This is a genomic window from Enterobacter sp. A8, from assembly GCF_004296595.1.
In the GTDB taxonomy this organism is placed as follows: Bacteria; Pseudomonadota; Gammaproteobacteria; order Enterobacterales; family Enterobacteriaceae; genus Enterobacter; species Enterobacter cloacae.
Window position 1 is genome coordinate 132,176 of record NZ_SCMF01000003.1, and the last position, 25,668, is coordinate 157,843.

General features: G+C 55.5%; 21 protein-coding genes and 1 other RNA gene. 10 read left to right on the top strand and 12 right to left on the bottom strand.

From position 1 onward, the window contains the following. Window positions 1–12: 12 nt before the first annotated feature. Both EQV24_RS12550 and EQV24_RS12555 read right to left on the bottom strand, forming a co-directional pair. Complete coding sequence (locus tag EQV24_RS12550) at window positions 13–408, bottom strand: YraN family protein (protein WP_013098898.1); 396 nt, start codon at window positions 406–408, stop codon at window positions 13–15. Beyond that, entirely contained in the window at window positions 366–2,525 is a 2,160-nt protein-coding gene (locus EQV24_RS12555) for a penicillin-binding protein activator (protein ID WP_040021951.1), read from the bottom strand. Before EQV24_RS12555 ends, EQV24_RS12550 begins: the two co-directional genes overlap by 43 nt. Window positions 2,526–2,587: 62 nt before the next feature. Here EQV24_RS12555 and rsmI point away from each other — a divergent pair, with 62 nt between their 5' ends. After that, window positions 2,588–3,451: a 16S rRNA (cytidine(1402)-2'-O)-methyltransferase gene (rsmI, locus tag EQV24_RS12565; protein WP_013098896.1), complete on the top strand. Its 864-nt coding sequence runs from the start codon at window positions 2,588–2,590 to the stop codon at window positions 3,449–3,451. 53 nt (window positions 3,452–3,504) lie between these two features. Here the strand turns inward: rsmI and EQV24_RS12570 are convergent, their stop codons facing one another. The 9 genes from EQV24_RS12570 to kbaZ form a co-directional block, all read right to left on the bottom strand. Beyond that, window positions 3,505–5,394: an enterotoxin gene (locus tag EQV24_RS12570; protein WP_129253381.1), complete on the bottom strand. Its 1,890-nt coding sequence runs from the start codon at window positions 5,392–5,394 to the stop codon at window positions 3,505–3,507. 20 nt (window positions 5,395–5,414) lie between these two features. Continuing rightward, a complete protein-coding gene (gene kbaY / locus EQV24_RS12575; RefSeq protein WP_029883379.1) occupies window positions 5,415–6,287 on the bottom strand; it encodes a tagatose-bisphosphate aldolase subunit KbaY in 873 nt (290 codons plus the stop codon). Window positions 6,288–6,299: 12 nt separating this feature from the next. Next, window positions 6,300–7,448, bottom strand: a complete 1,149-nt coding sequence (locus EQV24_RS12580; RefSeq protein WP_013098893.1) for an SIS domain-containing protein — start codon at window positions 7,446–7,448, stop codon at window positions 6,300–6,302. Window positions 7,449–7,694: 246 nt separating this feature from the next. Next, window positions 7,695–8,828: an N-acetylglucosamine-6-phosphate deacetylase gene (gene nagA, locus EQV24_RS12585; protein WP_013098892.1), complete on the bottom strand. Its 1,134-nt coding sequence runs from the start codon at window positions 8,826–8,828 to the stop codon at window positions 7,695–7,697. Then, complete coding sequence (agaF, locus tag EQV24_RS12590; RefSeq protein WP_013098891.1) at window positions 8,825–9,259, bottom strand: PTS galactosamine/N-acetylgalactosamine transporter subunit IIA; 435 nt, start codon at window positions 9,257–9,259, stop codon at window positions 8,825–8,827. Before agaF ends, nagA begins: the two co-directional genes overlap by 4 nt. A 16-nt stretch (window positions 9,260–9,275) precedes the next feature. Continuing rightward, window positions 9,276–10,154 carry a PTS N-acetylgalactosamine transporter subunit IID gene (gene agaE / locus EQV24_RS12595; RefSeq protein WP_013098890.1) on the bottom strand — a complete coding sequence of 293 codons (879 nt, stop codon included), beginning with the start codon at window positions 10,152–10,154 and terminating at the stop codon, window positions 9,276–9,278. Beyond that, entirely contained in the window at window positions 10,144–10,923 is a 780-nt protein-coding gene (gene agaW / locus EQV24_RS12600; RefSeq protein WP_013098889.1) for a PTS N-acetylgalactosamine transporter subunit IIC, read from the bottom strand. The genes agaE and agaW overlap by 11 nt, the downstream gene beginning before the upstream one ends. Before the next feature lie 10 nt (window positions 10,924–10,933). After that, window positions 10,934–11,407: a PTS N-acetylgalactosamine transporter subunit IIB gene (gene agaV / locus EQV24_RS12605; RefSeq protein ID WP_013098888.1), complete on the bottom strand. Its 474-nt coding sequence runs from the start codon at window positions 11,405–11,407 to the stop codon at window positions 10,934–10,936. Window positions 11,408–11,426: 19 nt separating this feature from the next. Beyond that, on the bottom strand, window positions 11,427–12,734 hold the full coding sequence (gene kbaZ / locus EQV24_RS12610) for a tagatose-bisphosphate aldolase subunit KbaZ (protein WP_130626647.1): 1,308 nt from the start codon (window positions 12,732–12,734) through the stop codon (window positions 11,427–11,429). Window positions 12,735–12,973: 239 nt separating this feature from the next. Here kbaZ and EQV24_RS12615 point away from each other — a divergent pair, with 239 nt between their 5' ends. Then, window positions 12,974–13,783 carry a DeoR family transcriptional regulator gene (locus EQV24_RS12615; protein ID WP_013098886.1) on the top strand — a complete coding sequence of 270 codons (810 nt, stop codon included), beginning with the start codon at window positions 12,974–12,976 and terminating at the stop codon, window positions 13,781–13,783. Window positions 13,784–13,881: 98 nt separating this feature from the next. Here EQV24_RS12615 and garD read toward each other — a convergent pair whose 3' ends face one another. Further along, on the bottom strand, window positions 13,882–15,453 hold the full coding sequence (gene garD, locus EQV24_RS12620; protein WP_100168358.1) for a galactarate dehydratase: 1,572 nt from the start codon (window positions 15,451–15,453) through the stop codon (window positions 13,882–13,884). Window positions 15,454–15,805: 352 nt separating this feature from the next. On the opposite strand from garD, the gene garL reads away from it, so the two are divergent. From garL to pflB, 8 genes are all read left to right on the top strand, one after another. Beyond that, the gene (gene garL / locus EQV24_RS12625; RefSeq protein WP_013098883.1) at window positions 15,806–16,576 is read left to right on the top strand and encodes a 2-dehydro-3-deoxyglucarate aldolase; all 771 of its coding nucleotides are present in this window, start codon (window positions 15,806–15,808) and stop codon (window positions 16,574–16,576) included. 21 nt (window positions 16,577–16,597) lie between these two features. After that, window positions 16,598–17,488, top strand: coding sequence for a 2-hydroxy-3-oxopropionate reductase (garR, locus tag EQV24_RS12630; protein ID WP_130626648.1), 891 nt, complete (start codon window positions 16,598–16,600; stop codon window positions 17,486–17,488). A 59-nt stretch (window positions 17,489–17,547) separates the two neighbouring features. Further along, window positions 17,548–17,926: RNase P RNA component class A (gene rnpB / locus EQV24_RS12635), an RNA gene on the top strand. A gap of 796 nt (window positions 17,927–18,722) precedes the next feature. Continuing rightward, window positions 18,723–19,643 carry a transcriptional regulator TdcA gene (gene tdcA, locus EQV24_RS12640; RefSeq protein WP_129253335.1) on the top strand — a complete coding sequence of 307 codons (921 nt, stop codon included), beginning with the start codon at window positions 18,723–18,725 and terminating at the stop codon, window positions 19,641–19,643. Window positions 19,644–19,762: 119 nt separating this feature from the next. Beyond that, window positions 19,763–20,752: a bifunctional threonine ammonia-lyase/L-serine ammonia-lyase TdcB gene (tdcB, locus tag EQV24_RS12645; RefSeq protein WP_038983796.1), complete on the top strand. Its 990-nt coding sequence runs from the start codon at window positions 19,763–19,765 to the stop codon at window positions 20,750–20,752. Between the two features lie 9 nt (window positions 20,753–20,761). Next, on the top strand, window positions 20,762–22,093 hold the full coding sequence (gene tdcC, locus EQV24_RS12650) for a threonine/serine transporter TdcC (RefSeq protein ID WP_040021964.1): 1,332 nt from the start codon (window positions 20,762–20,764) through the stop codon (window positions 22,091–22,093). 30 nt (window positions 22,094–22,123) lie between these two features. Next, complete coding sequence (gene tdcD, locus EQV24_RS12655; protein WP_058651408.1) at window positions 22,124–23,332, top strand: propionate kinase; 1,209 nt, start codon at window positions 22,124–22,126, stop codon at window positions 23,330–23,332. Between the two features lie 15 nt (window positions 23,333–23,347). After that, on the top strand, window positions 23,348–25,642 hold the full coding sequence (gene pflB, locus EQV24_RS12660) for a formate C-acetyltransferase (protein WP_058651407.1): 2,295 nt from the start codon (window positions 23,348–23,350) through the stop codon (window positions 25,640–25,642). Window positions 25,643–25,668 lie beyond the last annotated feature (26 nt).

Below are 25,668 nucleotides of genomic sequence, written 5' to 3' on the forward strand. Positions count from 1 at the left end.
TTTAAATCTTAATTATGCGTCTTCGCCAAAAGCGTTTTTCAGCCATTCGATCTCGTTTCCGGTGAAGGCTAACACATCGAACCGGCAATCCACAGTATCAAAACTCCCATTATGGCGGGCAAGCCACAAGTGGGCAGTCTGTAATAATTTATGTTGTTTGGCGGGCGTCACGCTGGCGGCAGCACCGCCAAAACGGGAAGACTGTCGGTAGCGTACTTCCACAAACACAATGACCTGACCCTCTTTCATGATCAGATCGATTTCGCCGCCACGTCCGCGAACGTTAGCGGCGATAAAGCGCAGTCCTTTGCCCTCAAGCCAGCGACGCGCTTTTAATTCCCAGGCGTCGCCGGTCTCTTTACGGCTTAACTGGCCGGGACGATTTGTCCCTGCTGGTATTTGAGCCATGATAACTTCCTGTTAATCACGCAATCCTGAGTGGCCGTCAGATCGCCGGTATTGCCGTTTAGCTCAAAGCCCGGCACCTGACGCATTTGGGTAAAGTGGTTCGCCAGCGTCCAGGCATCGACGCCCATCGCGTACAGACGCGCCAGTGAGTAGTCGTTACGGACTGCGCTCAGCGCCTGCTGCATCAGGGCCGGATTGCTGCCCGCCAGCATCGGAATTTCGCTGTATTGCAGGCCGTCCATCTCCAGGCGGAAATCCGGGCCTGCGGTGCCTTGTGCGCTGCGAGAGCTGGCGTAGAGCGTGGCGCCGCTCTGGCTGCCGTTACGCATGGCGATCATCGGCTTGATGAAGGCAATCTCTTGTGGCGTAGCGACAATATAGGCCGCATCCACTTTACCGCCACCGCTAATCTGCGCGTCGGTAGGTGGGGCAGGGATGGTCAGACCGCCAATCGTCACGCTCTGCTGCTGTGGCAGGCTTGCACTCACCGGACTGCCGTTAAGCGCAATACCCGCGCCGCCGTTAACGCCCGCGCGCAGTTCAGAGACGGAACCGAATTTCTGCTGCAGCACGATGCCGCCGCCCAGCTTCTGCCACTCTTCGGCAAAGGCGTTGGCGACGCGATCGCCCAGCGTACTGCGAGGGATCAGCAGCAGCGGAGACTGTTTCCCTTGCTCGTGAATATGACGCGCCGCATCGCGGGCTTCATCTTCCGGAGAGAGGGCGAAATAGCAGATATTGGCGCGGTTCTGAACCTGTTCAGGCTGGTTGAGCGCCAGCACGTTCAGCGCAGTGTTGCTCTTCATCAACTCTTCGACGTTGTTTTTCAGCAGCGGACCCACAACGATGCTGGCGCCATCCTGTTGCACCTGCGCCAGAACCTGATCGAGCGGCTGAGAACTGGTGTCGTAGATTTTCAGCTCAGCGGCCGGGTTAGCGCTGGTGGTAGCTACGGCCTGTGGCTGGGCGGCAGGCTGAGCGGCAGGTTGTGCTGCGGGCTCAGTGGTCTGCGGTTGAGGTTGCTCCTCTGTCGCAGGCTCCGTCGCCGGTGCGGATTGTGTCTCTACCGGAGTCGCAGGCGCGGGTGCTGAGGCCGCAGGTGTAGTCGGTGCCGTCACCGGGTTCTGCATCGTCCCCTGCGGCGGCGTTTGTGCTGTGGTCAGGTCGCTGGTTTCCGCGGCGGAAGGGCTGACAACGTCGTTCACGTTTGCCGCCTGAGCTGCCTGCGCCGGAACTGCACTGCCGGTCACTGGCGTGGTACCGTTCTTCGCCGCTTCAAAACCTTGTTGAATGGTGCGGCCAAATACCGCCGCCTGGCCGTTTAACGGCAGAAGCAGGGCGATTTTGCTGGTGGAGGCAGGCTTAAAGTTCTGCACGTTCACCAGCTGTGTCGGCAGCATTTTCGCGCCCGGGTTTTGTGGGTAGCGCGTTTGCCAGTCGGTAATACCGGCTTTCAGCATGTTTGGATCGCTGCGGTTGTTAAACCACATCTGTTGCAGATCCAGCCACCCCTGCAACACGTTTTCATCAGCATTGATGACCAGCGCCTGCGCCTGTTCCTGGGTCATTGAGGCGAGCGCCTGCCAGGTGGCATCGATATTTTTCTGCTTGTCCGCACCGCCGAGCAGCGGCTCCTGGGCGATCAGCGCCCGCAGCAGCGTCAGGGAAGGACGTCCCTGCTCAGCGGTGATACCCGCCTGCCAGAAACGGGCCTGCTGATTTTTATCCAGCGCGCTCACGTCGATGTCGCCAAGGATCTTTTTCGCGGCGGCATAATCTTTCAGCGCGACTTTCAGCTCGGCAGAGAGCAGGCTCTGCTCAAGACGCTGGGCATCGTTAAGCTCGTGCGGAAGCTGGTTGAACAGTTCGGCGGCCTGCTGGGTTTTGCCCTCTTTCAGCAGTGCACGAATGGCGAGTAATTGCCAGTTGATCCTGGTATCATTTGAGCTTTGCGACATTTGTTGCAGATAAAAGCCAGAATCAGCCTGAGCGGATCCCTGCAGATGGGCCGTGCTCTGGTCAGGTGCCTGGGTGCCACAGCCTGCAAAGATCAGGGCTGCCAGCAGAAGCGGCACGCTGCGCGTGGCTTTTTTTCGAAGAAACGTTAACGGTACCATACTGTATCCAGTGATTTTTTTTACGCAATGCTCAATATTAAATCGGCAATACGGACGAAACAATGAAACAACACGAAACGGCAGAGAATTCTCAAGGCCAGCTTTATATTGTACCTACTCCTATCGGGAATTTGTCTGATATTACCCAACGTGCGCTGACCGTATTGCAAGCTGTTGATTTAATTGCCGCTGAAGATACCCGGCATACCGGTTTATTGCTGCAACACTTTGCGATTAACGCTCGTCTCTTCGCCCTGCACGATCATAATGAGCAGCAAAAAGCAGAAACGCTGGTGGCGAAGCTCAAAGAGGGGCAGAACATTGCGCTCGTCTCTGACGCCGGTACGCCGCTGATTAACGACCCGGGCTACCATCTGGTGCGTACCTGCCGTGAAGCCGGGATCCGGGTGGTCCCACTGCCGGGACCGTGTGCTGCGATTGCTGCGTTGAGCGCAGCGGGCCTGCCGTCCGATCGTTTCTGCTATGAAGGTTTCCTGCCCGCCAAATCCAAAGGCCGCCGTGACGTGTTAAAAGAGCTGGAAGCTGAACCGCGTACGCTGATTTTCTACGAATCCACGCATCGCCTGCTGGAAAGCCTGGAAGATATGGTGACCGTCTGGGGAGAGAGCCGCTACGTGGTGCTGGCGCGCGAGCTGACCAAAACCTGGGAAACCATTCACGGCGCGCCGGTCGGCGAACTGCTGGCGTGGGTAAAAGAGGACGAAAACCGTCGCAAGGGTGAGATGGTGCTGATTGTCGAAGGGCATAAAGCGGAGGAGGACGCACTGCCTGCCGATGCGCTGCGTACTCTGGCACTGCTACAGGCTGAATTGCCGCTTAAGAAAGCAGCAGCACTGGCGGCAGAAATCCACGGCGTGAAGAAGAATGCGCTCTATAAATATGCGCTGGAGCAGCAGGGGGAGTAAGCCCCTGCGTGCTTATTTTGCCGGGTGACGGCTGCGCCTTACCCGGCCTACGATTAGTGAACAGGCATCGCCTCAAATACCAGCGTTTCCAGCGGTTTGAGGGTAATCACCACCGCGTTTTTATACTCTGCCGGTATCGTGGCGTTACTGCCATAGACCGCTTTCAGGCTAAACGGCGTCGCATCTCCGGTCGGGATTTCGAAATCTTTCGTCAAATCCAGATAATAGCTTTGCGGCTTATCCGACGGGTTTCGTAATCCAAAAATGGCTTTGTCTTTATTCCACGACGCCCAGCCGTAGATCTCAAGCGCCGTTGGGTCTCCGCCAATCCAGTGGGTATCCACCAGCACACTGGCGTTATCCCGGGACCATTTGGCAGCCTGCGCCAGGGTATCCCACTTCGCCTTGTTGAGCATTGAAGGGGTGATATACAGCTCCTGCAACTGGGTGCCGGTGGCGAAGTAGCTCCAGACCTGGTCAGCAAAATCGCTGTCCGTTTGCACCTTCTCCAGACCGTAATACGCATTCTCCGCGCTGACGATCCCGTGATACATCAGGGAGTTCAGCGGGAATAGCGGACCTTTACGCACAATAGAGCGATACGTCTCCGCATCGCGATAGGTCATCCACTGCTGCACCGGTGTGCCGGGGCCGTACAGGTTGATGTCGTCTCCCTGACGCCAGATGGAATCGGCGTAGAACAGCCAGGATGGGCTGGCATTGGTACCGGTCGTCAGGTTAATAAACAGATTCGGATTGGCGCTGCGCATGTTATGCAGCAGTGCAATAGAGGCGTCAAAATCCGAGGCGAACGGGCTGCCCTTAATATGCGAATTGGCATTACCCATCCCGTCGAGCTTGAACGAGGTAATGTGCTCGTTTTTGATAAGCTTAACGATCTGCTCATTAAAATTTTTAAAATAATTCGGGCCTGACAGCGCCAGCTTCCCGTCTACCGTTTCGAAACCGTACTCTTTTGCATGCGAGACGCGCGTATCGCGCGGTTTGTTATATCCGCCCCATGGCGAGAGCCACAGGCCAACAGAGCTGTGCAGGCTGTCTGCTTTCTCCCGTACCTTGCCAAAACCTTTGCTGAAAGCCGGGCCGAACAGCCATCGCCCGGTAAGGTCATCCCAGCCATCGTCAAGCAGGAAAGCATCCAACGCGACACCCCGCCCGGCAATAAATTCCTTGTTCCATTCGTCCATCCGCCCCAGCACATCCTGCTCGGAGTACGGTGTAAAGAAGCCGATATCCATCCAGCTGTTGTAGTGTAAGTAAGGTTTATACGGACGCGGACGCACGGCATCGATAAACTGGTTTACGCTACGGCGCAGTTGGCTGGTCTCCGGGAAGGTACCGAAGTAGGTGGTGTAGCTGACCGGTGTTGCCGGCTGAATGGGGGTTTTCAGCTCCACATTGAGGTTGGTCGTCGCTTCATAGGCGTACGTGTTAACGATGGGTTTATCCGGCAGGATAAAGAACGAGTCTGCGATAATCGGCGAGCTGTTAATTGCCCCATCTACGTAAGGTGCCTGAGCTTGCTTTTTGGTCGGGAAGAAGGTGATTTTCGCCACATCCCGTGGCTGCCCGACGGCGGCGATGGTGTAGTCGATGCTGGCGTATTTGCCCTTCACCAGGTTCAACTTCACCGTCACGTTAAAGTCAGGATGGGTGAAGTCGACGACAATTCCACTGTCCTGTTTTTCGACATGTTTGACCTTAAAATCCGCCGTGTGAATTTTAGTCTCGTCCGGCAGCGTCAGAAAGAACAGCTCCTGCGGCGTCAGCGGATGATTAGCCCTGGTGTCCTTCACCACGACCGTCGAGTTCGCGTCATCAAATGACAGGGCAATGTTGTGGTTATTAAGGGTGTAATTCGCTGCTATCGAGCTATGGGAAACACACAGGGCAAGCATGGATAGGGTGAGGATTTTTTTCATCAGGGTAAGATCCTTTTTCATCAGGCTTCTGTCGGAAGCAGCAAGCGGTTTGCCGAGCCACACACGGTAATTTTGCTCCTGACCACCTCTTTCATGGCATCCATTCCGACCCGCATATAAAAACGCGGATCGTTACCCTGCGGGTTTTCAGCAAACCAGGCTTTCACTGCGTCAGAGAAGGCGATTTTCAGCTCGGTCGCCACGTTGACTTTGCACACACCCAGCGCGATGGTGCGACGTACATCCTCATCTGGCACATCGCTCGCGCCATGCAGCACCAGCGGCACGGTGACCACTTCGCGGATCTCGGCCAGGCGCTGAAAGTCAATTTTAGGGCGTTTGGTATACAGGCCATGTGCGGTGCCGATGGCGACGGCGAGGCTATCCACGCCGGTCAGTTCGACAAAGCGTTTCGCTTCCTGCGGGTCGGTGAGAAATGCACTCTCCGCGTCGACGCTCATGTCATCTTCCACGCCGCCCAGACGGCCCAGTTCAGCCTCGACGCTACAGTCGTTGAGGTGGCAGAAATCGACTACCGATTTCACCAGCTTCACGTTTTGTTCAAACGGATAGTGGCTGCCGTCGATCATCGCGCTACGCACGCCAGCGTTAACCTTGCGACGAATATCGTCGAGGGATTCGTGATGATCGAGATGCAGCGCCAGCGGCATGTCGTAAGTTAATGAATATGCGCTGCACAGGGCGTAGATCTCTTCCAGGGCAATATGTTTGAACGTGCCCGGCGTGCCTGCGAGGATCACCGGCGATCGCATCTCGCTACACACTTCGAGGATCGCCTGGATCGTCTCTGCGTTGTGGATGTTAAACGCCGGTACGGCGTAGCCTTTTGCCTGTGCGTCCTGCAGAAGATATTTCGTTGAGATAATGCTCATGATGTGATCCTCTTAAGCCTGCCACGGGTGAATAACAACGCCCTGTACCACGCGGTTGACCGTGCCGCTGGCGGATGGCGTATCGGGTGTATTGCCCACGCTGAGGGACTGGGACAGCGCAAAGACCTGGGCGTACATCAGGAAGCAGAACGCCTGTTCCATATCAATAAACGGGCGTGAAGGCGGCAGCAGGATGTGCGGGCCCGCTTCAATCACCGGATCGTTTTCAGCGGCGATGGCGACAACGCGCAGGGCCTGGCGATCGCGACGCAATTCGGCCAGAAGATCCAGATCGTACTGACGCGTATACGGATGGCTGGAGATAAACACCACCACCAGCGTTTCGTTATCTACCAGCGACTTAGGCCCGTGACGGAACCCCGTTGGGGAATCGTAGAATGCCGCCAGCTTGCCCGCGGTCAGTTCCAGTACCTTCAGCGCCGATTCCCGCGCCGCCCCCTGCAGGCCACCGCTTCCCAGGTAGACGATCCGTTTCCAGGGCTCGTTACCAAATACGCCATGGCGGAAATCACCAAGTGAGGTGAGGATCGCCTGACAGCGATCGGCCACGTCGCGGAAGGTGTTGCTGTTGATCGTCTCTGGCGCGAATACGGCCAGGCAGCTTGCCATCATGGTGGTGATACTGCTGGTCATCGCGAAACCGCGATCGTGCGTTTCGGCAGGCATCAGCAGGGCACAGGCGTTATCACTGTCGATAGCGCTCTGATACAGGTTTCCCGCCTCGTTACAGGTGATCGACAGGTGGTAGCACTCCGGCACGAACTGATTGGCCAGCTCAACGGCGGCGACGCTCTCAGGGCTGTTACCGGAACGGGCAAAAGAGATCAGCAGCAGCGGATGTGCAGGGCTGAAGTAATCCATCGGGTTTGTGACCAGATCGGTTGTCGGAACGGCGCAGATGTTTTTCCCGGTGTGGCCCGCAAGCCATGGCGCAATGATATCGCCTATAAACGCGGACGTGCCCGCGCCGGTCAGTACGATCCGCAGATCGTGCTTACGCAGCAGTGGCGTCAGGAAACTGTCAATTGAGGAGCGCAAATTATCGATGTTGTGGAGCGAGCGGATCCAGCTGGCAGGCTGCTGGCGAATCTCTTCTTCGGTCCAGGTGCCGGTGGTGGCGGTGGGAGTGATCTGTGGCATAACTCAGTCCTTAGTCGTGTGAATTCCACATCAGACGCTGGCAAATGTGTCGCTATCTTTCGTTTCGTTTCACTTGTTCACTTAAGCAGTTAAATAAAATCTATAGAAAAGAAATCGAAAGTTCAATGAAAGAAAAGAAATAAAACGAAAAGTGTGATCGCGAAAGGAAAGGGTAAACTTAAGGAAAGGAAAAGAAAGGCCTTACGGTTTGGCGCCGTAAAGCCAAAAGGAGACACAATAAAAGGGCTAAAGGGGGAGAGCCTGGCCCTGAATCCAGATCTGCTGAAGGTGTAAACCGTCATCCAGCGCAATAATATTGGCGCGTTTCCTTGGCGCTAAGGAGCCAAGCTGATGATCAATGCCCAGCAGGCGGGCAGGATGCAGCGAAGCCATATGAATAGCCTCTTCTGCTGTCACACCCGCATGTTCCACCATATGCCTGACGGCGGCATCCAGCGACAGCGTGCTTCCCGCCAGCCCGCCGGAGGCGGTTTTCACTACGCCGTGGTGCATTGTGACCTCTTCGCCACAGAGCATATACCGCCCGTCCGGCATACCTGCCGCCTGCATGGCATCGGTAATCAGCACCACGCGGTCCTTCGCACAGCAGCTGCATATACGCATGGCGCCCGGATGAACATGATGACCGTCGGCAATAAGCTCCAGCCACGCCCGTTTGTCCGTCAGCCCGGCACCGACCATACCCGGCGCTCTGTGATGCAGCCCCGTCATACCGTTAAAGCAGTGCACCAGTCCGTCTGCACCGGCGTCAAAGGCGGCGAGGGTTTGCTCGTACGTGGCGCCACTGTGGCCCAGCATCACACGGATACCCCGCTGCTTCAGGTGGCGAATGGCCTGTAGCGCGCCGGGCTTTTCCGGTGCCAGTGCCACCACCTTCAGTGTGTTGTGCGATACCGCAATCAACGCGTCCAGCTCGGCGATATCCAGTTCACGAAACAGTGCAGGCGGATGCGCCCCTTTGTTCTGCGGCGTAAAGTACGGGCCCTCCAGATAGCTGCCCAGAATCTGCGCGCCAGGGCCGCCTGACTGACAGCGTCGGGCGATCCGCGTGAGTGCGCCGTGAATCGCCTCCAGCGGCGCGGTGACCGTTGTGGGCAAAAATGCCCCGACGCCTTCACGTGCTTTATGAAGAGCCAAAACGTTCAGCGCATCGGGGGCGTCATCCATCACATCCACACCCATGCCACCATGAACGTGAATATCGATGTACGCCGGACAAAGCTGCCCGGCATCGCGGGCGTTAACCCCCGCCGGGACAGGTTCAATCGCCGTGATAACGCCGTTCTCGATACGAAGCTGGTGGTCATCCAGCCAGCCCTGTTCGGTCAGTACCCGCCGCGCGCGCAGTAGCTGACTCATATCCCTTCCTCAGCGGGCGCTTCCTCGCGACAGCGGCCAAGCTCATCTACCAGGCTCGTCAGACCGCGGTGACCACACTCCAGCGCCTGCCGACGAAACGCTTCGCTGCTCAGACCCTCACGTTCGAGCACCATCTCCAGCAGCAATTGCAGGTTGGTGCCGGTGATCACTTCGCTGCCCGGTCTTTTCATAGCGAGCGTAGAAGCAACGCGAAACGGCGTCCCGCCCAGCAGATCGGTAAGGAACACAATATCGTGCCGGGCATCGAGCTCGCTCACCGCCTGCTCAAGCTGCGCGGTCAGCCGCGCGGTGGTGGAGGTTTCCGGAAAATCGATGGCGATAAACTGCGGCTGCTCGCCGAGGATTTGCTTCATAGCCTGCTCAAGCCCGCTGGCAAATCCACCGTGACCCGTCAAAATAATGCCTAACATCGCAACCTCTTTGTTTTTACAGGAAGTGACAGAATTTACCGACAACACCCAGCACCACGGTGATACCAATCAGCCGCAGCGGGCTCCAGCCACGACGCACTAACCAGAACATGGTCAGGGTGTAGACCAGCGGCAGAAACGCAGGCATTAGCTTATCGATAACGTCAGCCTGCAGTTTAACGACCGCATCCCCGGCTTTGATTTCGAGTGTGGTATTGAGACGAACATAGGTTGCCACCAGCGCACCGATTACCGTCATCCCGACGATGGAAGCCGCATGGCCGACCTTTTTAGTATTGGCTTTGATCAACGGAATGGCTGCGACGCCCATCCGGTAAGCGTAATGCGCCAGGCCAAAACGCAGGCCGAGATGCACCACGTTAAACAGCACGATAAACACCACCGCACCCAGAATCGAACCTTGCAGCGCCAGGCTGGCACCAATACCGCCGCAGATAGGCAACAGGGTCAGCCAGAACATGGCGTCACCAATGCCGCCAAGCGGGGCACCGACGGCAATTTTGGTGCTCTGAATACTGTTTACATCCTGTTTGGAGCGTTCCATCGCCAGAATAATGCCAATAACAAAGGTCACCAGGAACGGGTGGGTATTAAAGAACCCCATGTGACCTTTCATGGCGCGTGCCAGATCGCGCTTGTTGGTATGGATCTTTTTCAACGCAGGCAGTAACCCATAAAGCCAGCCGGAGGCCTGCATACGTTCATAGTTGAATGAGGCCTGCAGCAGCATAGAACGCCAGGCGACGCGGTTGATGTCCTTTTTGGTCAGTTCGGCACCGATGCTCTGGTCTTCGTAGACGTTTTCATTGACGCCGGTCAGCAGCGTCTCTTCGCTTTCAGACACGCCCGGTAATGTTGTGTGATTAGATGCCATCTTCGAATTCCTCTTTCTGGGCTGCAGGTGCCACCGGTTCAGGTGATTTACGCATCAGGTCTATCAAAGCCATGGCCAGCGCGGCAGCGGCAATCGCCAGAACCGGAAGCTTGAGCCAGGCCGCAGCGACAAAACCGATAATGAAGTAGGGGATGTAGACGTTTTTCATCATGATTTTGAGCAGCACGGCAAAGCCAATGGCAGGCATGATGCCGCCCGCGACGCCAAGGCCATCAATCAGGCGCTCCGGCAGCACATCAATGGCGGTTTTCGCGTGCTCCGCACCAAAGTAAATGGGCAGAAATGCGCACAAGAAATAGAAGAGGCCAAGTGCCAGCAGAGCCAGATAGTTAACCCGTTCAATGCCGTTGGTATCTGCATTAGCCGCCATGCGATCGCAGCGGGACATCACGCCGGACATTACCGAGAAGAGGAAAGTAATTCCCATCTGTACCGCGACGGCAAACGGCACGGCGACCCCGACGGCGACATCCGGTTTCACGCCTGTGGTGATGGCAAACGTGGTCCCGACGATGGTGCCGATAATGACGTTTGGCGGCTGTGCGCCCGCGAGCGGTGCCAGACCCATCCAGACCAGCTCTAACGTCCCGCCGGTTAAAATCCCGGTGTGCAGATCGCCAAGGATCAGGCCAACCAGCGGCCCGAGTACGACCGGACGGTGCATGTGTGTTAAGCCATTAAACATATCCAGACCCGCGATAAAGGCGAGAAGCCCCAGCGCGAAAGCCTGCAACAGACTGATTTCCATTGTGAATCCCTCAAAGCAGTTTAAAGAGATCCAAAGCAGTCTCTGTTGGAACGCCCTGAACGAAGCATTCCACCCCGGCCGCTTTCAGGCCGTTGAAGGCGGCTATGTCGTCCGCGTCTACAGATACCGTTTTGGCAATTTGTTGTTTGCCACTGGCGTAGTGCATGTTTCCTACGTTGATACGGGTGATGGGCACGCCCCCCTCAACCAGCTTCAGAAAATCAGCGGGAGATTTACAGACCAGCAGAATTTTCTGGCGATCAGCGGCGCGATGAATGTTGTCGATCACTTTTTGCAATGACCAGAAACGCACGGCGATCCCCTCCGCGAGCACCATTTCCATCAGGTTCTGTTGAACCGGATCCTCTGCCACCTCGTCATTCGCGACCAGTACCAGGTTCGCCCCCGCGAACCCCACCCATTGCACGCCCACCTGACCGTGGATCAGACGTTCATCAATTCGGCATAAGACAATGTTTGGCATAGCTTTTTCCTCTTTTTAATTATGCATGCTGAGTCGTTACGCCTTCGCAGGCGGCGTGGTACTGCTGAAGTATGTCCTGAATGTGGTTGATGATGAGTTCTCGCGGCGTTGACTTGAGAGCCCCCTCGCGAACTTTGCTGTACTGCAACGGCAAATACTGGCTAATCAGCGGCAACGGTAGCGGTTCGTCCGCCAGGTTACGCACCAAATGTTCAAAGGCATCGTCAATCTGGCTGTCCGGCCAGTAGTAGCGTACGCGGTCAGAGTAGCTGTAGCCACGCGCCAGGCGGCGTGCGTTGCTGTCGCCATGGTAGTGGCTTTGCCAGTATTCCGGCCGATCGAGCATCACGGTTTCCAGCACGTGACGCAGGCCCGAGCTGGCTTTCGCTGGCAGCAGCTCTTCTTCTATGGCAGCCAGCGCAAAGAGTGCCTCACGCAGAGCGAAGGTAAGGGCCGGGCCGACTTTTAAAATGGCGAAGTGATCCTTTACCAGCTGGCGAAGCGCCTGTGGCGTCTGGTAGTCGGTAGAGTGCGCTTCAAAAACCAGCGTATCGTAGGCTTCAACCATGGTGCTCAGGGCATGGGCTTTTTGCGGCTGGTAGTCACAGACGTGCGCATGGTCGAACTCCACGCCAGGCTGAACCACCAGGCCAATAATGCGTGGCCAGATGTCACCTAACCCTTCCTTTTCGAACGCATGACGATGCGCCTCAAGCGTCGCGCGAGCCGCGTCCGGCGTGGTGACTTCAAGCTCGGTAAGCGTTTCGTGTGCGCCACCCGGCACAGGGACTTCAGTGCCAATGACATAGACCAGATCGGATTCACCAGACTGTTCACGGCAGGTCTGTTCGGCGACTTTCGCCAGACGTGCCGCGCGTTCGGCGACGATCGCGTCGGTCAAAGGAACCGGATCATCCTCGCAGGACATACTGCAGTCGAGGTGGATCTTTTTGAACCCGGCTGCGACATAGCTTTTAATAAGATCGTCAGCATTGGCCATCGCTTCCTGCGCGGGCAGGTGTTGCCAGCGGTTTGGCCCTAAGTGGTCGCCGCCGAGGATCAGCTGTGACGCGGGGAAGCCAAGAGATTCCGCCAGTTTGCGGACGAACCCGTAAAAGTCGGCGGGCGTCATGCCGGTGTAACCGCCAAACTGATCGACCTGGTTTGAGGTGGCTTCAATCAGCAGCGGCGTTTGTTGCGAATGGGCGTAACGAATTGCAGCTTCAAGTACTAATGGATGTGCGGAACAGACGGCATAAATCCCGTTTGTATTCCCCCGTTTATGTTGTTCCACCATATCAGTCAGATGTTTCACTTTCCTCTCCATTTCGGATGGTGATGGTATTCATCTTTCGTTTTGTTTCATTTGATACTGCATTATGGTGGTATAAAAATAAAACGAAAGATAATAGTTTTCCGATCTGTTTCACAAAAGAAACGCAATGAAAGGTTTCAGCGTCGGTAAGGGGAGGGTAAGAACGGCATATGGGGCTTGCATTCCCCTAAAAGAAAGGCCTTAATAGGCAAAACGAAATGAAACGAAAGTTTATTTATAAAGGATCGCGTATGAGCAGCACTGATTCCTCCGCGGAAAAGCGCATCACCGGCACCAGTGAAAGGCGAGAGCAGATCATTCAGCGGTTGCGGGCGCAGGGAAGCGTACAGGTTAACGATCTTTCCCATTTATACGGCGTGTCGACGGTAACGATCCGCAACGATCTGGCTTTTCTGGAGAAGCAAGGTATCGCCGTTCGTGCCTATGGCGGCGCGTTGATTTGCGAAGGCAATGTGCCGGGCGTTGAACCCTCCGTTGAAGATAAAAGCTCGCTGAATACTGCCGTGAAGCGCAGCATCGCGAAGGTTGCCGCAGAACTGGTAAAGCCAGGGCATCGCATCATTCTGGATTCGGGTACAACAACGTTTGAAATTGCCCGAATGCTGCGCCAGCACACGGATGTGATTGCCATGACCAATGGCATGAACGTCGCGAACGCTTTGCTGGAAGCGGAAGGAGTGGAACTGCTGATGACAGGCGGGCATCTGCGCCGTCAGTCGCAATCCTTCTATGGCGACCAGGCGGAGCAGTCATTGCAGAATTATCACTTCGATCTTTTGTTCCTGGGCGTTGACGCCATCGATCTTGATCGCGGTGTGAGCACGCACAACGAAGACGAGGCGCGCCTCAACCGCCGGATGTGCGAAGTGGCAGAGCGTATTATTGTCGTGACCGACTCCAGCAAATTTAACCGCTCGAGCCTGCATAAAATCATTGATACACAACGGATTGATATGATTATTGTCGACGAAGGCATTCCGGCGGAGAGCCTGGATGGGTTGCGTAAAAGCGGGATCGACGTGGTGTTGGTGAAAGGGTAGTTTCTCCCCTCACCCTAACCCTCTCCCCACAGGGGAGAGGGGACTGCTCGGTGCGGTTTTTACCCTCTCCACTGTGGAGAGGGCAGGGTGAGGGGCTATCACGTCACCGGTGCCGGGTTAAACACCGCCAGCTGATTGTGCAGCCCCCACTGGTCCGAGAAGGTTTTCTTCCTGCCGCTCGCCACATCCAGAATAAAGTGGAACAGCTTCCAGCCTACCTCTTCTATGCTCTCTTCCCCGGTGGCGATGGTGCCTGCATTAATGTCCATTAAGTCATACCAGCGGTTAGCCAGCTCAGTGCGGGTGGCCATTTTAATAACAGGCACCGCCATCAGGCCGTACGGCGTACCGCGTCCGGTGGTAAAGACCTGCACCGTAATACCGGAAGCCACCTGCTGGGTGCCGCAAACAAAGTCACTGGCCGGGGTTGCCGCGTAGATCAGGCCGCGTTTCGTTGGGCGCTGGCCCGGCGAGAGGACTTCTACAATGGCACTTTGACCGGATTTGGCGATAGAGCCGAGCGCTTTTTCCACCACGTTCGCCAGGCCCCCTTTTTTGTTCCCCGGAGAGGGGTTGGCGCTGCGGTCGGTTTTTCCCATATTGAGGTAGTTATCGTACCAGGCCATCTCTTCGAGCAGGCGTTTGCCCACCTCTTCGTTGATGGCACGCGGCGTGAGCAGATGAATGGCATCTCGCACTTCTGTCACTTCAGAGAACATCACCGTGGCCCCGCAGCGAACAAACAGGTCGGAGGCATAACCCACCGCCGGGTTGGCGGTCACGCCGGAAAACGCATCGCTGCCGCCACATTGTGTACCAATCACCAGCTCGGAAGCCGGGCAGGTCTCACGTTGACGCGTATTGAGTTTAGCCAGATGACGCTCTGCAACCTCAAGGATATCGTCAACCATCGAACGGAAACCAATGTGGTGTTCGTCCTGCAGACGTACAATGCTGGCCTCATCGGCCGGAATGGCTTTTACATCCTCGGTGCCCTGCAGCAGGCGCTCAGGCTGTAGCTTTTCACAACCCAGGCCTATCACCATCACTTCGCCACCAAAGTTCGGGTTCAGGGCGATATTGTGGATAGTTCGGATTGGCACCACGGCCGCAGGGGCATTGATCGCCACGCCGCAGCCGTAAAGGTGATTCAGCCCCACCACGCCATCAACGTTCGGGTACTTTGGCAGCAGATCGCGCTCGATGAGTTTCACCACATAATCCACCACGCCTGCCACACAGTGAACGCTGGTGGTAATGCCGAGCAGATTCTTGGTTCCAACGCTGCCGTCTGCGTTGCGATAGCCTTCAAAGGTGTACCCTTCCAGCGGTGGCAGCGGCTCCGGGACGCGGGTCGCCAGCGGCAGGGTGTTCAACGGTGGGGCTTCTGGCAGCTCAACCAGAGACTCATCAATCCAGCTGCCTTGCGGAATGGCACGGACGGCATAGCCAATGACTTCACCATAACGCACGATTTCACCCTGGGCCGGGATATCCACCAGCGCCACTTTATGCCCCTGCGGAATATGTTCAATCAGCTCCAGGCCATCCGGGAAGCGGGTTCCGGCTTTTAAGCCATTGTCGTTCACAATAATTGCCACATTATCCGTGTCGTGAACTTTTATATAGAACGCCGTCGGCAACGCTTGTCGAATTTCAATGTCGGCCATTGTTCAATATTCTCCAGCAAAGAATCTGATAATAAATACAGCCAATTTTCTTATGGCAAAAATAAAAACGCAGCTTGCGAAAATAGAGCATGTCAGGAGACAGAACGTGAGAATGTGATCGCGATCGCTCCCGAACCAGTAATGGCTGATTCTGTGCATCAGCGCCCAATGGTTTGTGCATATGCTCAAAATATTATTGAAACAGAGCGTAACACTTGAGCATTAAAACAATGTGCTGCCGGAAAGTGGCGATTATACTGAATGACGATTTTATCACGCCGAAATAGAGAATAAATATAACGCTGGTAATAAATATACTGACCAGGGCTGCGGAATTAAAAAGGTAAATACGATGAATAACGCTATCTTCCCAAATAAATTTAAAGCGGCGCTTGCGGCGCACCAGATTCAGATTGGATGCTGGTCCGCACTGGCAAACCCAATCAGCACCGAAGTGCTGGGTCTGGCGGGGTTCGACTGGCTGGTGCTTGATGGCGAGCATGCGCCGAACGATATCAGCACCTTTATTCCGCAGCTGATGGCGCTCAAAGGCAGCCAGAGCGCGCCGGTGGTCCGCGTCCCCACGAACGAGCCGGTGATCATCAAGCGCCTGCTGGATATCGGCTTCTACAACTTCCTGATCCCGTTTGTCGAAACGCAGGAGGAGGCGGCACAGGCCGTGGCGTCAACACGCTATCCGCCGGAAGGGATCCGCGGCGTCTCCGTTTCGCATCGCGCCAACATGTTTGGCACCGTACCGGACTACTTTGCGCAGTCCAACAGCAACATCACCATTCTGGTACAGATTGAGAGTCAGCAGGGTGTCGATAACGTGGATGCCATCGCCGCCACCGAGGGCGTGGACGGCATTTTCGTCGGCCCAAGCGATCTGGCGGCCGCGTTTGGGCACCTGGGCAATGCGGGTCACCCGGATGTGCAGCGCGCCATTCAGCACATCTTTGCCCGCGCCAAAGCGCACGGCAAACCGTGTGGCATTCTGGCGCCGGTTGAAGCAGACGCACGCCGATATCTGGAGTGGGGCGCGACCTTCGTTGCCGTCGGCAGCGACCTCGGCGTATTCCGTTCTGCGACGCAGAAATTAGCGGACGCTTTTAAAAAATAACCATCTTGAGGAAAACAGATTATGACGCTGAAAGTGGGTTTTATTGGCCTCGGCATTATGGGCAAACCAATGAGTAAAAACCTCATCAAAGCAGGATACTCCCTGGTGGTTTCAGACCATAATTCGCAGGCCGTGGCCGAAGTGATGGCGGCTGGCGCAGAAACCGCCACCACAGCCAAAGCCATTGCAGAGCAGTGCGATGTCATTATCACCATGCTGCCAAACTCTCCACATGTAAAAGAGGTCGCGCTGGGTGAGAACGGCATTATCGACGGCGCGAAGCCGGGCCTGGTGTTGATCGACATGAGCTCCATCGCACCGCTAGCCAGTCGGGAAATCAGCGAGGCGCTGAAAGCGAAAGGCGTCGAGATGCTCGATGCCCCGGTGAGCGGCGGTGAACCGAAAGCCATCGACGGCACGTTGTCGGTCATGGTCGGCGGCGATAAGGCGATTTTCGACAAATACTACGATCTGATGAAAGCGATGGCCGGTTCCGTGGTGCACACCGGGGAGATTGGCGCGGGTAACGTAACCAAGCTGGCAAACCAGGTGATTGTGGCGCTGAATATTGCCGCCATGTCGGAGGCGCTCACTCTGGCCACCAAAGCGGGCGTCAACCCGGACCTGGTTTACCAGGCGATCCGCGGTGGGCTGGCGGGTAGCACGGTGCTGGACGCTAAAGCGCCGATGGTGATGGATCGTAACTTCAAACCCGGTTTCCGTATCGACCTGCACATTAAAGATCTGGCTAACGCGCTGGACACTTCACACGGCGTAGGGGCCCAACTGCCGCTGACCGCCGCCGTCATGGAGATGATGCAGGCGCTACGTGCCGATGGCCTGGGCAGCGCTGACCACAGTGCCATTGCGTGCTACTACGAAAAACTGGCGAAGGTGGAAGTCTCCCGTTAATTTCGGCTTCCCTACAACCAAGGGTGACAGCGGCGTGCAAACCCACTATACTGCGCGCCGAAGCTGACCAGACAGTCGCCGCTTCGTCGTCGTCCACCTTCGGGTGGAGACGGGCGGAGGGGAGGAAAGTCCGGGCTCCATAGGGCAGGGTGCCAGGTAACGCCTGGGGGGGAAACCCACGACCAGTGCAACAGAGAGCAAACCGCCGATGGCCCACGCAAGTGGGATCAGGTAAGGGTGAAAGGGTGCGGTAAGAGCGCACCGCGCGGCTGGTAACAGTCCGTGGCACGGTAAACTCCACCCGGAGCAAGGCCAAATAGGGGTTCACATGGTACGGCCCGTACTGAACCCGGGTAGGCTGCTTGAGCCAGTGAGCGATTGCTGGCCTAGATGAATGACTGTCCACGACAGAACCCGGCTTATCGGTCAGCTTCAACTTCTTAGAAAACCCCGCTTCGGCGGGGTTTTTGCTATCTGCGCTAAAAGAGATGAATGACTGTCCACTCCGCTTTCTATGAAAGAACGCGGCTTATCGGTCAGCTTCAACTTCTTAGAGAACCCCGCTTCGGCGGGGTTTTTGCTTAATGGGTATGTACGCAGGTTAAGCGCAGCGCCACCCGGCAACCTCCCAAACGACACCAATTCTCATATTTGCGACATTAAGCACATTTCACTGTTTTCTCCATTCATTGCCGCTCTGCTGTCTAATCCCGATCGTTATCACAAAATTTACCGCTAAAAAATCCTGAATTCTGAGTATGATTAATTTGTTATGAATGTTAACTTGATGATCCCGAATGTTTTCTTATTTGATATGCATATTTTGAAATTAAAAACATTCACCCTAAGAATGTGTGACGTATTCCACTCTTTCCCGAATCTCTGTCAAATTACGCCCGTAAATTTCAAAAAACTGAAAGAATGTTTCACATGAATAATGGTTATTTATTGTTCTTTAATTGCCTGAAAGATAGTCTTTATTGATTTTTTAAACGCAGCAAAATTTATCCGGGTTATCGCCATAAAATAAATTTATTACCGCCATTTTTGTTGATCAATATCAGCGTAATCGCGTATTTTATTGGTTGTATTTTATTGATTTAAAAGGTTTTTAATGGGGTTGGGTAGTTCCTGGTAAGGGTGCGGAAAGGCAAATTGTGAGTAACAGCACATACCCCCTGAAACAATATTGAGTAGAATCCACCCCGTCATAGGGAAATAAGCGCAGAATATTATGAACACTATTATTCTACCGAAAACACAGCACCTCGTGGTATTTCAGGAAGTCATTAAAAGTGGCTCCATAGGTTCTGCAGCAAGACAACTGGGTCTGACGCAACCCGCCGTCAGCAAAATTATCAGTGACATCGAATCTTACTTCGGTGTGGAAGTGATGGTGCGTAAAAACACGGGCGTAAAACTGACGGCGGCGGGCCAGGTTCTGCTCTCGTACTCAGAGTCGATCACCCGTGAGATGAAAAACATGGTGAGCGAGATTAACAGCCTCAGTTTCAGCACCGTCATGGACGTCTCGTTTGGTTATCCGTCGCTGATTGGCTTCACGTTCCTCTCTGAAATGATCAAAAAATTCAAGGAAGTATTCCCGAAAGCGCGGGTCTCCATGTATGAAGCACAGCTCTCTTCTTTCCTTCCCGCCATTCGTGACGGGCGGCTGGACTTTGCCATCGGCACGCTGAGTGATGAAATGCTGCTGCAGGATCTGCATGTCGAGCCGCTGTTCGAGTCTGAATTTGTGCTGGTGGCCAGCAAATCACGAACGTGCACCGCCCCGACGACACTGGCATCGCTCACCCATGAGCAGTGGGTAATGCCGCAAACCGACATGGGCTACTACAAAGAACTTCTGACCACCCTGCAAGACAACCACATCAGTATTGAAAACATCGTCCAGACCGATTCCGTCGTCACCATTTATAACCTTGTCCTCAATGCCGACTACCTGACGGTGATCCCCCGCGACATGATTGCGCCGTTCGGTTCAGAGCAGTTTATAGTGCTACCAGTGGAAGATGAATTACCGGTAGCACGCTATGCCGCCGTGTGGTCAAAAAATTACAGAATTAAAAAATCAGCGTCAGTGTTAGTTGAGCTGGCGAAACAATATGCGTCACTGACCAGTGAACGACGACGATGAATAATTAATTTCCAAATAAGTACTGCCTATTTTTTGAAAAACACCCCAGAGCTTATTTTAGCTGTGCTCTGATACCCTGACTTTGCCCGAAAAGAATGAATTATTATAACGAGGATATTATGCATATTACCTACGATCTCCCGGTAACCATTGAAGATATTCAGGACGCCAGAAAACGACTGGCAGGAAAGATATATAAAACCGGCATGCCGCGCTCGAATTATCTCAGCGAACGCTGTAAGGGTGAAATCTTTCTGAAGTTTGAAAATATGCAGCGTACCGGCTCCTTCAAAATTCGCGGCGCGTTCAATAAATTAAGCTCGCTGACCGATGCTGAAAGACGTAAAGGGGTTGTGGCCTGCTCTGCGGGAAACCATGCGCAGGGCGTCTCCCTTTCCTGTGCCATGCTCGGCATCGACGGCAAAGTGGTGATGCCGATGGGCGCGCCAAAATCCAAAGTTGCCGCCACGCGTGACTACTCGGCGGAAGTGGTGCTGCACGGCGAGAACTTCAACGACACGATCGCCAAAGTGAGCGAAATCGTTGAGATGGAAGGGCGTATTTTTATCCCGCCTTACGATGACCCGAAAGTGATCGCCGGCCAGGGCACGATCGGCCTCGAAATTCTCGAAGATTTATACGATGTGGATAACGTCATTGTGCCCATCGGCGGTGGCGGGTTAATTGCTGGCATCGCAACGGCAATAAAATCGATTAACCCGACCATTAATATTATCGGCGTACAGTCTGAAAACGTTCACGGCATGGCGGCGTCGTATCAGGCGGGTGAAATTATTAACCATCGGGTTACCGGCACATTAGCAGACGGCTGCGACGTTTCTCGTCCGGGTAAATTAACCTTCGAAATTGTTCGTGAATTAGTCGACGACATTGTGCTGGTCAGCGAAGACGATATTCGTAACAGCATGATTGCGTTAATTCAGCGAAACAAAGTGGTGACCGAAGGGGCGGGGGCGCTGGCCTGCGCGGCGTTATTGAGCGGCAAGCTCGACCATTATATTCAGGGGCGCAAAACCGTCTGCATTATTTCCGGCGGCAATATCGATCTCTCTCGTGTTTCCCAAATTACCGGCTTCGTTGACGCATAAGGATGACCTATGAGCAACACTGAAAGCATTATCGTTGGCCAGACAAAAACGTCCTCCTGGCGTAAGTCAGACACCACCTGGACGCTGGGATTGTTTGGTACCGCCATTGGCGCAGGCGTGCTGTTCTTCCCTATACGTGCAGGTTTCGGCGGCTTGATCCCTATCCTGCTGATGCTGCTTCTCGCGTTCCCGATTGCGTTCTACTGCCACCGCGCGCTGGCGCGTCTGTGCCTGTCCGGTAGCAACGTTTCCGGCAATATCACCGAAACGGTGGAGGAGCATTTTGGTAAAACAGGCGGAGTGGTCATCACGTTCCTCTACTTCTTCGCCATTTGCCCGCTGCTGTGGATTTACGGCGTCACCATTACCAACACCTTTATGACCTTCTGGGAAAACCAGCTCCAGATGCCGGCGCTAAACCGCGGCGTGGTGGCGCTGTTCCTGCTGCTGCTGATGGCCTTTGTGATCTGGTTCGGTAAAGACCTGATGGTGAAGGTCATGAGCTATCTGGTATTCCCGTTTATCGCCAGTCTGGTGCTGATTTCCCTGTCGCTGATCCCTTACTGGAACTCGGCGGTGATCGACCAGGTTAACCTGAGCGATATCGCCTTCACCGGCCATGACGGCATACTGGTGACGGTGTGGCTGGGGATCTCCATCATGGTCTTCTCCTTTAACTTCTCGCCGATTGTCTCCTCGTTTGTGGTCTCCAAGCGCGAAGAGTACGAACCGGAGTTCGGTAAAGAATTCACCGAGCAGAAATGTTCCAGAATCATCGGCCGCGCCAGCCTGCTGATGGTCGCCGTGGTGATGTTCTTCGCCTTTAGCTGCCTGTTTACGCTCTCTCCGCAAAACATGGCTGATGCCAAAGCGCAGAACATTCCGGTGCTCTCTTATCTGGCGAACCATTTTGCGTCGATGTCAGGCACCAAATCGACGTTTGCGACGGTGCTGGAATACGGCGCCTCTATCATCGCGCTGGTCGCAATCTTCAAATCTTTCTTCGGCCACTATCTGGGCACGCTGGAAGGGCTGAACGGCCTGATCCTGAAGTTCGGGTACAAGGGCGATAAGAAGAAAGTCTCGGTGGGCAAACTGAACACCATCAGCATGGTCTTCATCATGGGCTCCACCTGGGTTGTCGCGTATGCCAACCCGAACATTCTGGACCTTATTGAGGCCATGGGAGCACCCATCATCGCTTCTCTGCTGTGTCTGTTGCCGATGTATGCCATCCGCAAAGCCCCGGCAATGGCGAAGTATAAGGGCAGACCCGAGAACATCTTCGTCACCGTTGTCGGTCTGCTGACCATTCTGAACATCGTTTACAAACTGTTCTAAATCAATGCTCAGGAAGAGCGGAGTCACACCATGATTGAGTTTCCGGTTGTACTGGTTATTAACTGCGGTTCGTCCTCTGTTAAGTTTTCAGTGCTCGATGCCAGCAGCTGCTATGCCCTGATGACGGGCATTGCCGACGGTATCAACACTGAAAAAGCCTTTATTTCCGTGAACGGGAGTGAGCCAGCCACACTGGCTCACCATGACTACGAAGGGGCGCTGGCTGCCATCGCCCTGGAGCTGGAGAAGCGTGACCTGATGAGCAGCGTGGCCTTAATTGGCCACCGCATTGCCCACGGCGGTGAACGCTTCAGCGAGTCGACCCTTATCACGGAGCAGGTTATCAATGAGATCCGCCAGGTTTCTTCTCTGGCACCACTGCACAACTACGCCAACTTAAGCGGTGTGGAAGCGGCGGAACGCCTGTTCCCGAACGTTCAGCAGGTGGCGGTGTTTGACACCAGTTTCCATCAGACGCTGCCGCCGCAGGCGTATCTTTACGGGTTGCCGTACCGCTATTTTGAGGAGCTGGGCGTGCGGCGCTACGGTTTTCACGGTACTTCCCACCGCTACGTTGCCGGGCAGGCGCATGCGCTTCTCGGGCTTTCGCCGGACGACAGCGGGTTAGTGATTGCCCACCTGGGTAATGGCGCGTCGATTTGCGCGGTTCGTAATGGCAAAAGCGTCGATACCTCGATGGGGATGACGCCGCTGGAAGGGCTGATGATGGGCACGCGCTGTGGCGACGTGGATTTTGGCGCGATGGCGTGGATTGCCCAGCAAACCGGCCAGTCGTTCGAGGATCTGGAGCGTGTGGTTAACAAAGAATCTGGCTTGCTGGGGATCTCCGGAATTTCCGCCGATCTCAGGACGCTGGAAAAAGCCTGGCGCGAGGGAAATCCGCGGGCGCAGCTGGCGATAAACACCTTTGTGCACCGCATTGCACGGCATATCGCCGGACACGCGGCGTCGCTGCATCGCCTGGACGGGGTGGTGTTTACCGGAGGGATTGGCGAGAACTCTACGCTCATCCGCAGGCTGGTAGCAGAACATCTCAAGGTCTTTGGCCTCATCCTCGACGAGACCCGCAACGCCCTGCCTGGCAGCGCGGGTGAACGCATCATCAGCGCCGATACGTCCCGCGTGGCGTGTGCGGTGATCCCTACCAATGAAGAAAAAATGATCGCGCTGGACGCCCTCCGTCTTGGGAAGGTTACCCCGGCTGCGGCTTACGCCTGACAGAGCGAGAATCTCATGAAAGTAACGATTGATACGCGCGTTGCGCCCTACAGCGACGCATGGGCCGGGTTTCGCGGTGAAGAATGGAAAGACGCCGTTAACGTGCGCGATTTTATTCAGCATAACTACACCCCTTATGAAGGCGACGAAACTTTCCTCGCGCAGGCGACGCCAGCAACGACGGCGCTGTGGCAAAAGGTGATGGTGGGGATTCGCCAGGAAAATGCCACCCACGCCCCGGTGGATTTCGATACCAACATCGCCACCACCATTACCGCTCACGGACCGGGCTATATCGACCGGGAGCTGGAGACCATCGTCGGCCTGCAAACCGATAAGCCGCTCAAGCGCGCCCTGCATCCGTATGGTGGGATCAACATGATCCGCAGCTCGTTCGAAGCCTACGGCCGCGAGATGGATCCGCAGTTCGAATACCTGTTTACCGACCTGCGTAAAACCCATAACCAGGGCGTGTTTGACGTCTACTCGCCGGAGATGATGCGTTGCCGTAAATCGGGCGTACTGACCGGGCTGCCGGACGGCTACGGACGCGGGCGCATCATCGGCGACTACCGCCGCGTGGCGCTGTACGGCATCAGCTATCTGGTGCGTGAGCGTGAACTGCAGTTCGCGGATCTGCAGCCGAGACTGGAACGCGGCGAGGATCTGGAGGCGACGATCCGCCTGCGCGAAGAGCTGGCGGAGCATAAGCGTGCGCTGCTGCAGATCCAGCAGATGGCGGCGAACTACGGCTTTGATATCTCGCGTCCGGCGATGAACGCGCAGGAAGCGGTGCAGTGGCTGTACTTTGCCTACCTGGCCGCAGTGAAATCCCAGAACGGTGGGGCGATGTCGCTGGGGCGTACCGCGTCATTCCTCGATATCTACATTGAACGCGATATGCAGGCCGGACGCCTTAGCGAGGTACAGGCCCAGGAGCTGATCGACCACTTCATCATGAAGATCCGCATGGTGCGTTTCCTGCGTACGCCGGAGTTCGACACGCTCTTCTCTGGCGATCCGATTTGGGCGACAGAGGTGATCGGCGGGATGGGGCTGGACGGCCGCACGCTGGTGACCAAAAACAGCTTCCGCTACCTGCACACGCTGCACACCATGGGGCCTGCGCCAGAGCCAAACCTGACGATCCTGTGGTCTGAACAACTGCCGATCGCGTTCAAGAAATACGCCGCGCAGGTCTCGATTGTCACCTCGTCGCTGCAGTATGAGAACGACGATCTGATGCGTGCCGACTTCAACAGCGACGACTACGCCATTGCCTGCTGCGTCAGCCCGATGGTGATCGGCAAGCAGATGCAGTTCTTTGGTGCCCGCGCCAACCTCGCCAAAACGCTGCTGTATGCGATCAACGGCGGGGTGGATGAGAAGCTGAAGATCCAGGTCGGGCCGAAAACCGCGCCGCTGCTGGACGAGGTGCTGGACTACGACACCGTGATGGCGAGCCTGGATCACTTTATGGACTGGCTGGCGGTACAGTACATCAGCGCGCTGAATCTCATTCACTACATGCATGATAAGTACAGCTACGAAGCCTCGCTGATGGCGCTGCACGATCGGGACGTCTACCGCACCATGGCCTGCGGTATCGCCGGACTGTCGGTGGCCGCCGATTCCCTGTCGGCCATTAAATATGCGACGGTGAAACCGGTGCGCGACCATACCGGTCTGGCGGTCGATTTTGTCATTGAAGGGGTTTATCCGCAGTACGGTAACAACGACGATCGCGTGGACAGCATCGCCTGTGACCTGGTGGAGCGCTTTATGAAGAAGATTCAGGCGTTACCAACCTATCGTAACGCGGTGCCGACCCAGTCGATCCTGACCATCACCTCGAACGTGGTGTACGGCCAGAAGACCGGCAACACGCCAGACGGACGCCGGGGCGGCACGCCGTTTGCGCCGGGTGCCAACCCAATGCACGGACGTGACAGAAAAGGGGCAGTGGCGTCGTTAACCTCGGTTGCCAAGTTGCCGTTCACCTACGCCAAGGATGGGATCTCTTACACTTTCTCCATCGTGCCGCAGGCGCTGGGCAAGGACGAGCTGGTACGCAAAACCAACCTTGTGGGGCTGCTGGACGGGTACTTCCACCATGAAACAGCCATCGAGGGCGGGCAGCATCTGAACGTCAACGTCATGAACCGGGAAATGCTGCTGGATGCCATTGAGCACCCGGAAAATTACCCGAACCTGACGATCCGCGTTTCGGGGTATGCGGTGCGGTTTAATGCCCTGACGCGCGAGCAGCAGCAGGATGTGATTTCAAGGACGTTTACGCAGGCGATGTAATCCAGGCTAAGGCTGGGCCTCCCCTT